Origin of the sequence: Pseudomonas wayambapalatensis, from assembly GCF_049942315.1 — a bacterium.
In the GTDB taxonomy this organism is placed as follows: domain Bacteria; phylum Pseudomonadota; class Gammaproteobacteria; order Pseudomonadales; family Pseudomonadaceae; genus Aquipseudomonas; species Aquipseudomonas wayambapalatensis.
On record NZ_JBNFMU010000150.1, the window covers coordinates 1 to 8251 of the forward strand.

Genomic DNA, 8251 nt, shown 5'->3' on the forward strand with positions numbered 1-8251 from the left:
AGTTGTCGTTATCAGCCATGGGCATCAGCTCACGCGGCGGATTTCGACCAGACGATCCGAGCCACCTTCGGCAACGCGGTTGTTACGTTCGATCAGACGATCCGAGCCACCTTCGGCAACGCGGTTGTTGCGTTCGATCAAGCGATCCGAGCCACCTTCGGCAACGCGATTGTTACGTTCGATCAGACGGTCCGAGCCACCTTCGGCAACGCGGTTGTTACGTTCGATCAGGCGATCCGAGCCACCTTCGGCAACGCGGTTGTTACGTTCGATCAGACGATCCGAGCCACCTTCGGCAACGCGGTTGTTACGTTCGATCAAGCGGTCCGAGCCACCTTCGGCAACGGTTTTCAGGGGCTGGGCAATCACTGCCGAGCTGGAACGGGCTTCGGCACTCAGGTGTTGGTCGGCAGCCGGCAAGGCGAAGGCGTTGGCGGCAAGGATGGAAAGACTCAGGCTCAGCAGCAGTTGGCGTTTCATGATTCGGTGCTCCTCGTGGGACGCTGGAAAGTGGGTACGAGGGCAATGCTACGCTTGGTAACTCAAGAAAAAAGTTCATACGGCTAATGGTAACAATCGACGGAAATGATGGTTGGGCGCAAAGGCTCTGGATCAATGATTTCGGGGTGATGGGTGGCTACGTGCTACCCCGGTTTGCCGGTAACACCCGGGTCGATTTCATCCCCGAAGCTGAGAATTAGGTCAGGAAAAACTTCGCTATCATTGCTGTCATCGATAAAACCCCGCGGGCTTTCGTCAGTCCGAAGTAATGAACGCCTTTGCCGCACCGCTTCATGTCATGCAGTCAGGAGAGCCCCGCAATGACGCGCCCCGCCAGAATCTTTACCTGGACCCTCGCTATCCTCGCGGCCTTGCTGGCGATACTGGTGGTGGTGATCGCCACCTTCGACTGGAACCGTATCAAGCCGTTGCTCAACGAGAAGGTCTCCGAGGCCCTGCATCGGCCTTTCGCCATCAATGGCAACCTCGCCGTGCACTGGCAGCGCGAGCCCGATGAGGGCGGCTGGCGCGCCTGGGTGCCGTGGCCGCGCTTCGTGGCCGAAGACTTGACCCTGGGCAATCCCGACTGGCTCAAGGAGCCGCAGATGGTCGGCTTGGAGCGCGTCGAGTTTCGCCTGTCGCCGCTACCGCTGTTGTTCCAGCAGATCTCGATCCCGCGCATCGACCTCACCCATCCCACCGCCAGCCTGACCCGCCTGGCCGACGGCCGGGCCAACTGGACCTTCGACTTCGGGCCCAAGGACGAGAACGCCGAACCGTCGAAATGGGTGCTGGATATCGGCGCCATCGGCTTCGACCAAGGCAACGTCACTTTCGACGACCAGACCCTGCAGACCAGCATGAAAGTGCAGATCGACCCGCTGGGCAAGCCGATCCCTTTCAGCGAGATCGTCGGCAAGGCCAGCGCGGAAAAGGCCGGTGGGGCACAGGACTACGCGTTCGGGCTCAAGGCCGCAGGCCGCTACAAGGGCCAGGCAGTGTCCGCGACCGGCAAGATCGGCGGCCTGCTGGCGCTACAGGACGCCAGGCAGCCATTCCCGTTGCAGGTCGATGCACGCGTCGGCGATACGCACGCAGCGGTCGCCGGCACCTTGACCGATCCACGCAACCTCGGCGCCCTTGACCTGCGCCTGAAGCTTTCCGGCAGCAGCCTGGGCAACCTCTATCCACTGACTGGCGTGACCTTGCCCGATACTCCGGCCTATGCCACCGACGGTCATTTCACCGCCAACCTGCACGATCCGCAGGGCGCGCGTTTCCGCTACGAAGGCTTCAACGGCAAGATCGGCGACAGCGACATCCATGGCGACCTGGCCTTCGTCGCCAGCCAGCCACGGCCCAAGCTTTCCGGCAACCTGGTCTCCAACCAGTTGCTGTTCAAGGACCTGGCGCCACTGATCGGCGCCGACTCCAACGCCGAGCAGAAAGCCCGTGGTGGCGCCAGCAAGCAGCCGACCGGCAAGGTGCTGCCGGTAGAGGAGTTCCGCACCGAGCGGTGGCGGGCGATGGATGCCGACGTGACGTTCGCTGGCAAGCGAATCGTGCATAGCGAGCAGTTGCCGTTCAAGGATCTGTCTGCCCATGTGGTGCTCGAGGACGGTCTGCTGCGTATGGTCCCGCTGCGCTTTGGCGTGGCCGGCGGCAACCTCGATGCCAATATTCGCCTCGATGGCCGCTCGGTGCCGATGCAGGGCCGCGCACGCCTGACTGCCCGCGGCTTCAAGCTCAAGGAACTGTTCCCCACCTTTGCCCCGATGCAGACCAGTTTCGGTGAGCTGAACGGCGACGCCGACCTGAGCGGACGCGGCAATTCAGTGGCGGCGTTGCTGGGCACCTCCAATGGCGACCTACGCCTGCTGATCAACGATGGCGCGATCAGCCGCAGCCTGATGGAGATCGCCGGGCTCAACGTCGGCAACTATGTGGTCGACAAGCTGTTCGGTGACGAGGATGTGAAGATCAACTGCGCGGCGGCCGACGTCGGTATCAAGGATGGTTTGGCGACCACGCGGCTGTTCGTGTTCGACACCGAGAACGCGATCATCTACATCAACGGCACGGCGAATTTCGCCAGCGAGCAACTGGACCTGAAGGTCACCCCGGAATCCAAGGGCCTGCGCCTGTTCTCGCTGCGCTCACCGCTGTATGTGCGGGGGCCGTTCGCCAAGCCCAGTGCTGGTGTGCAGGCTGTGCCGCTGGCCTTGCGTGGCGCAGGGATGGTGGCACTGGGTGTGGCGATCGGGCCAGCTGCGGGGTTGCTGGCGCTGATTGCCCCCGGTGGTGATGTGCCCAACCAGTGCACGCCGCTGCTGGAGCGGATGAAGGCCGGCAAGGCGCCTGCGGCGGTGAAGCCGAAGAAATAACGAGGCGAGGAATTAGGGGGAAATAGAGGGAAAGATACGCGATGGCTTACAGGTTGCTCGCGGACATCCTTGCCGCGAGCGATCCGCACCTGCAGTGCTTACAACCCTTGCAGCAGGTCCGACATATCGTCGGCGTGCTCTTCTTCCTGGGCCAGGATGTCTTCGAAGATGCGACGGGTGGTCGGGTCCTTGTCACCGATGTACTGAATGATCTCGCGGTAGCTGTCGATGGCGATACGCTCGGCGACCAGGTCTTCGAGCACCATCTCCTTGAGATTGCTGCCGGCCACGTACTGCGCGTGGGAGTTCTTGCTCAGGTTGTCCGGGTTGAAATCCGGCTCGCCGCCCAGTTGGACGATACGCTCGGCCAGCTTGTCGGCGTGTTCGGCTTCCTGTTTGGCGTGCTCGAGAAACTCCTCGGCGGCGACGCTGGCCTTGATACCGCTGGCCATGAAGTAGTGGCGCTTGTAGCGCAGGGTGCAGACCAGCTCGGTGGCCAGCGACTCGTTCAGCAGGCGGATGATTTCCTGGCGGTCGGCGTTGTAGCCCTCGGTGACCGCGCCTTGCTCGACATGCTGGCGCGCGCGCTGGCGCAAGGTGTTGATATCGGTCAGTTCAACGTTGCTCATGACTCTCTCCATACAGATCAGGGGTTGGGGCGGGAGGGCTCACTGGCCGGGGACGGCCTTGCGGTCCTCTTCTCGTTGCTTGCACGTCTTGAAGCCTTTGGCATCGACATGGCCGCTGGCGTCGAAGCGCACGTAGTAGGGCTGCTGCTTGCCATCCTTGTAGAGGATGTAGTCGTTGCAGATCCCGCCGTTGGGCAGGTCGCTCATGTTCGACGGGCTGCCGCCGATGGCGATGACCTTTTGCGTGGTCATGCCGTGCTCGACCTGCTTGACCAGCGGCTCGTCGCGGTAGGTCACGTAGTCCACCGGGTTCTCCGGGCGACTGCCGCAGGCGGCGAGGGTCGTGCTTGCGACAAGAATGGCTAGGATCGCTTTGTTCATGGTTCCGCTCCTTGCAGAAGGTCCGTTGCGGGTAGCTGTTAAGGTTGGAACCGCACGGCGCGTCAGGAGTTCGATTCATCAAGCGAAGCGGCGACTACTCTGAGAAGGGCAGGGTTCAGGGAGAGAAATGGCAGATGGCAAACGAACTGGCCACACGCTACCCGTTGGTGCTGGTGCCGGGCATGCTCGGTTTCGTGCGGTTGCTGCTCTATCCGTACTGGTTCGGCATCGTCCCGGCGTTGCGCCGGGGTGGGGCGCAGGTGTTTGCAGTGCAGGTCTCGCCGCTGCATTCCAGCGAGGTGCGTGGCGAGCAGTTGCTGGCGATCATCGAAGACATCTGCCAGCGCACCGGGGCAGACAAGGTCAATCTCATCGGCCACAGCCAGGGTGCGTTGAGTGCGCGCTATGCCGCGGCCTGCAGGCCCGGGCGGGTGGCGTCGGTGACCTCGGTGGCCGGCCCCAACCAGGGCTCGGAACTTGCCGATCATCTCGAACGCAGCGCCCCTGGCGACTCGGCCCGGGGGCGCCTGCTCAAGGCTGCGCTGCATGGCCTGGCGCTGCTGCTGGTGTGGCTGGAGACCGGCTGGCGCCGTGATCCGCTACCCATCGATGTGCATGCCTCGCATCAGTCGCTGACCTGTTCGGGCGTGGCGCTGTTCAACCAGGCGTATCCGCAGGGATTGCCGCAGCACTGGGGCGGCGAGGGGGCCGCCGAGGTCGGTGGCGTGCGCTATTACTCCTGGTCCGGCATCCTGCAGCCCGGGCGTACCGACAAGGGCTGGAACCGCTTCGATGGCAGCAACCGGTTCTGCCGCCTGTTCGCCCGCAGTTTTACCCGCGAGAAAGGCCAGTGCGATGGCATGGTCGGGCGTTGCAGTTCGCACCTGGGCCAGGTGATCGGCGACGATTACCCGCTCGATCACCTGGACATCGTCAACCAGCAGTTCGGTGCCGTGGGCAAGGGCGTGGACCCGGTGCGCCTGTTCACCGAGCACGCTGCCCGACTCAAGGCTGCCGGGCTGTAGGCGCGCGGCGCACGGGGGTGGTCCAGCGTTCGGCGAGGATGACCCCGGCCAGTGTCAGCAGGCCGCCATACAAGTGATAGCTGGCCAACTGCTCGTTCAGGACCCCGGCGGCGATTACGGCAGTCACCACCGGCAACAGGTTGAAGAACAGGGTCGTGCGGGTCGGCCCGAGCCTGTGCACGGCCTGCATCCAGAACTGCGGCGCGATCATCGACGCCAGTACACAGGCGTACAGTACCAGGCCGATATTGTTCGCGGTCAGCCCGGTCTTCTCCGACAGCAGGTACATCGGCAGCAGTACCAGGATCGCCATCCAGATCTGCATGTACAGCAGTTGCATCTGTGGCAGGCGCAATTGCCATTTCTTCAGCAGCACGCTGTACAGGGCGTAGGCGAAGGTGGCGACCAGCATCAGCAGGTCACCGCCATTGAGCCCTTGGTGCAGCAGCGCGCCGGGGTTGCCGGCGGACACCACCTCCAGCACGCCGAAGAACGACACCAGGGCGCCGAGCGAGGCGCCGTAGGTCAGGCGCTGGCCGAGCCAGGCGATCGACAGGCCCAGCGACATCAGCGGCATCAGCGAGAGGATGATGCCCATGTTGGTGGCACTGGTGATGCCGGCGGCGAAGTAGGCCATGCTCTGGTACATGACCATGCCCAGCACGCCGAGGACGAACAGCTTGCCCAACTGCGCACGGATCGCCGCGCGGTTGCGCCACACCTGCGGCAGCAGGAACGGGGTGAACAGCAGGCCGGCGAGCAGCCAGCGGTAGAAGCCGATCTCGGCGGGAAAGATCGCTCCGGCGGACATCTTGGTGACGACGGTGTTGCCGGCCCAGATAAGAATCGCCAGGACGGGGAAGCTGTAGTTCATGAGGCTTTGACTCGTGGGAATTGCTGTTTCGGTGCGGGCTTTTGCGGGAGTGAGGTTGTCCGCGAAAAACCACCGCAGATGCTCGCCATTATCCACTGTCTGTCTGCAAGGCTATACTCCCATCCAGACAACTCACCCTATGAAGCAGACAGCATGTCCGCCAAATACCTCGACCATCCCCGTTTCCCCGAACTCCCGGCCCCGGTGTACTTTCGCTACGACGAGTTCGGCGCCGACACGGTCAGCGCCCCGCACTTTCATCCGTGGGGCCAGCTCAACTATGCCGCCCACGGCGTCATGCACCTGGATGTTGACGGCCAGCGTTTCATCTCGCCGCCAAACCATGCGGTCTGGGTGCCGCCTGACCGTGAACACGGTTGCTACAACCCGCAGGCCGTCGTGTTCCGCTCGGTCTATCTCGACCGCAGCCTGTGCGCCGAGCTGCCTTCCCAGCCCTGCAGCCTGGCGATCAGCGACATCCTCAAGGCGATCCTCGGCGACTTCGCCCGTCGTGACCTCAAGATCGCCCAGGACGAACGGGACCAGCGCCTGGTCCAGGTGCTGCTCGACCAACTGCTGCTGGCTCCCACGCAAACCTGCTACCTGCCTTTCGCCCGCAGCGACGGCCTGCGTCAGGTGCTCGAGGCCTTGCACGCCGAGCCCGGCGATAACCGGCCGCTCGGTGACTGGGCCGCGCAGGTGCATGTCAGCGAGCGTACCCTGGCCCGCCAGTTCATCCGCGAACTGGGTATGAGCTTTGGTGAGTGGCGCCTGCGCCTGCGCTTTCTGCGCGCCATCGAAGCGCTGGAGACCGGCACGCCGATCCAGAGCATCGCCTTCGACCTGGGCTACAGCAGTGCCTCGGCGTTCATCGCCATGTTCCAGCGCCAGGCCCGATGCACGCCGGAGCAGTACCGGCGGCGGGCGCGGGCAGGGATGTAAGAATTCTTGTCTACACTCTGCACGACGACCGTGCATCCGGCGCGGCGACAAGGAGACCACTCCATGAAGATGCTGCACGTTTCATTGCTGGTACTGGGGATGTCGATCGTCGGCCAGGGATTCGCCGCCACCCCGCAACAGGAAAAGATGAAGACCTGCAACGCCGACGCGACCGCCAAGGAGCTCAAGGGTGACGAGCGCAAGGCGTTCATGAGCACCTGCCTGAAAAAAGCCGAGCCTGCCAAGCCAGCCACGCCGCAGGAGCGCATGAAGGCCTGCAACGCCGACCCGAAGGCCACGGCGCTCAAGGGCGACGAGCGCAAGGCATTCATGAGCGAATGCTTGAAGAAGAAGTGACCTGCGCCTATGCCTGTCGCCTGAAGGCTGGCAGACTGCGGGTCTTTCCGCTGTCTGCCGCCGAGGCTGTATGACTTTCACCCCCCGCCAGATCACCCTGGCCAGCTGCATCATCGTCGTTGCCGGCCTGCTCCTGGCGTTGCCCCTCAAGCTGTTGCCGAGCCTGCTCGCGGGCCTGCTGGTGTTCGAGCTGGTGAACATGCTCACCCCGCGCCTGCAGCCGCTGATCGCCGGGCAACGGGCGCGCTGGCTGGCGGTGGCGCTGCTCGGCACCCTGGTGGTGAGCACGCTGACCTTGCTGATTGCCGGCGCTTTCAGCTTTCTGCTGCACGAAGCCGAAAACCCTGGCGCCTCGCTGGACAAGTTCATGGGCCTGGTGGAGCGCGCCCGGGGGCAGTTGCCGCCGTTCATCGAGGGTTACCTGCCGGCCAGCGCGGCAGAGTTCAAGGTGGCCATCGGCGACTGGATCCGCAGCCACCTGAGCGACCTGCAACTGGTTGGCAAGGGCATGGCACACATGTTCGTGACCCTGCTGATCGGCATGATCCTCGGCGCCATCATCGCCTTGCAGCGGCTGCCCGACCTGTCCCGACGCAAGCCGCTGGCCGCCGCGCTGTTCGAGCGCCTGAGCCTGCTGGTGCAAGCGTTTCGCAACATCGTCTTCGCGCAGATCAAGATCTCGCTGCTCAACACGGCGTTCACCGGCATCTTCCTCGCCGTGGTGCTGCCGCTGTTCGACGTGCACCTGCCGCTGACCAAGACCCTGATCGTGCTGACCTTCCTGCTCGGGCTGCTGCCAGTGATCGGCAACCTGATGTCCAACACCCTGATCACCATCGTCGGGCTGTCGCTGTCGATCTGGGTGGCGGCGGCGGCGCTGGGCTACCTGATCGTCATCCACAAGGTCGAGTATTTCCTCAACGCGCGGATTGTCGGTGGGCAGATCAGGGCCAAGTCGTGGGAACTGTTGCTGGCGATGCTGGTGTTCGAAGCGGCGTTCGGCTTGCCGGGGGTGGTGGCGGGGCCGATCTACTATGCCTACCTGAAGAGTGAGCTCAGGCGGATGGAGCTGGTCTGAGGGGGTGCTTGAAATTGTACTGGACCCCTTTCCGGTGAACCCCCCCAAAAAACAACACAAACAAAAAAACCAAACCTCCC

The 8251-nt window shown here is 63.5% G+C and carries 9 protein-coding genes; 5 read left to right on the top strand and 4 right to left on the bottom strand.

Annotation, left to right across the window (positions count from 1 at the left end):
* Positions 1 to 24: 24 nt before the first annotated feature.
* Positions 25 to 480 carry a phage infection protein gene (locus ACPZMI_RS09470; protein WP_186721832.1) on the bottom strand — a complete coding sequence of 152 codons (456 nt, stop codon included), beginning with the start codon at positions 478 to 480 and terminating at the stop codon, positions 25 to 27.
* Positions 481 to 821: 341 nt separating this feature from the next.
* Here ACPZMI_RS09470 and ACPZMI_RS09475 point away from each other — a divergent pair, with 341 nt between their 5' ends.
* Positions 822 to 2885, top strand: a complete 2064-nt coding sequence (locus tag ACPZMI_RS09475) for an AsmA family protein (RefSeq protein ID WP_288376565.1) — start codon at positions 822 to 824, stop codon at positions 2883 to 2885.
* A 98-nt stretch (positions 2886 to 2983) separates the two neighbouring features.
* Here the strand turns inward: ACPZMI_RS09475 and ACPZMI_RS09480 are convergent, their stop codons facing one another.
* Both ACPZMI_RS09480 and osmE read right to left on the bottom strand, forming a co-directional pair.
* Positions 2984 to 3514: a ferritin-like domain-containing protein gene (locus ACPZMI_RS09480; protein WP_426352106.1), complete on the bottom strand. Its 531-nt coding sequence runs from the start codon at positions 3512 to 3514 to the stop codon at positions 2984 to 2986.
* 39 nt (positions 3515 to 3553) lie between these two features.
* Positions 3554 to 3895, bottom strand: coding sequence for an osmotically-inducible lipoprotein OsmE (gene osmE, locus ACPZMI_RS09485; protein WP_186665960.1), 342 nt, complete (start codon positions 3893 to 3895; stop codon positions 3554 to 3556).
* Between the two features lie 134 nt (positions 3896 to 4029).
* On the opposite strand from osmE, the gene ACPZMI_RS09490 reads away from it, so the two are divergent.
* Positions 4030 to 4920 (top strand): esterase/lipase family protein, encoded by an 891-nt coding sequence (locus ACPZMI_RS09490; RefSeq protein ID WP_288376568.1) that lies wholly within the window; start codon positions 4030 to 4032, stop codon positions 4918 to 4920.
* Here the strand turns inward: ACPZMI_RS09490 and ACPZMI_RS09495 are convergent.
* A complete protein-coding gene (locus ACPZMI_RS09495; RefSeq protein ID WP_288376571.1) occupies positions 4901 to 5794 on the bottom strand; it encodes a DMT family transporter in 894 nt (297 codons plus the stop codon). The two genes, ACPZMI_RS09490 and ACPZMI_RS09495, sit on opposite strands and share 20 nt — an antisense overlap.
* A gap of 153 nt (positions 5795 to 5947) precedes the next feature.
* Here ACPZMI_RS09495 and ACPZMI_RS09500 point away from each other — a divergent pair, with 153 nt between their 5' ends.
* From ACPZMI_RS09500 to ACPZMI_RS09510, 3 genes are all read left to right on the top strand, one after another.
* Complete coding sequence (locus ACPZMI_RS09500) at positions 5948 to 6736, top strand: AraC family transcriptional regulator (protein ID WP_426352107.1); 789 nt, start codon at positions 5948 to 5950, stop codon at positions 6734 to 6736.
* A gap of 63 nt (positions 6737 to 6799) precedes the next feature.
* Positions 6800 to 7093: a PsiF family protein gene (locus tag ACPZMI_RS09505; protein WP_186665964.1), complete on the top strand. Its 294-nt coding sequence runs from the start codon at positions 6800 to 6802 to the stop codon at positions 7091 to 7093.
* A gap of 70 nt (positions 7094 to 7163) precedes the next feature.
* Positions 7164 to 8171, top strand: coding sequence for an AI-2E family transporter (locus tag ACPZMI_RS09510; RefSeq protein ID WP_054894564.1), 1008 nt, complete (start codon positions 7164 to 7166; stop codon positions 8169 to 8171).
* Positions 8172 to 8251: the final 80 nt, after the last annotated feature.

Coding starts and splice junctions, on each gene's coding strand:
- ACPZMI_RS09470 (WP_186721832.1), bottom strand. CDS start 480: ATGAAACGCCAACTGCTGCTGAGCCTGAGTCTTTCCATCCTTGCCGCC.
- ACPZMI_RS09475 (WP_288376565.1), top strand. CDS start 822: ATGACGCGCCCCGCCAGAATCTTTACCTGGACCCTCGCTATCCTCGCG.
- ACPZMI_RS09480 (WP_426352106.1), bottom strand. CDS start 3,514: ATGAGCAACGTTGAACTGACCGATATCAACACCTTGCGCCAGCGCGCG.
- osmE (WP_186665960.1), bottom strand. CDS start 3,895: ATGAACAAAGCGATCCTAGCCATTCTTGTCGCAAGCACGACCCTCGCC.
- ACPZMI_RS09490 (WP_288376568.1), top strand. CDS start 4,030: ATGGCAAACGAACTGGCCACACGCTACCCGTTGGTGCTGGTGCCGGGC.
- ACPZMI_RS09495 (WP_288376571.1), bottom strand. CDS start 5,794: ATGAACTACAGCTTCCCCGTCCTGGCGATTCTTATCTGGGCCGGCAAC.
- ACPZMI_RS09500 (WP_426352107.1), top strand. CDS start 5,948: ATGTCCGCCAAATACCTCGACCATCCCCGTTTCCCCGAACTCCCGGCC.
- ACPZMI_RS09505 (WP_186665964.1), top strand. CDS start 6,800: ATGAAGATGCTGCACGTTTCATTGCTGGTACTGGGGATGTCGATCGTC.
- ACPZMI_RS09510 (WP_054894564.1), top strand. CDS start 7,164: ATGACTTTCACCCCCCGCCAGATCACCCTGGCCAGCTGCATCATCGTC.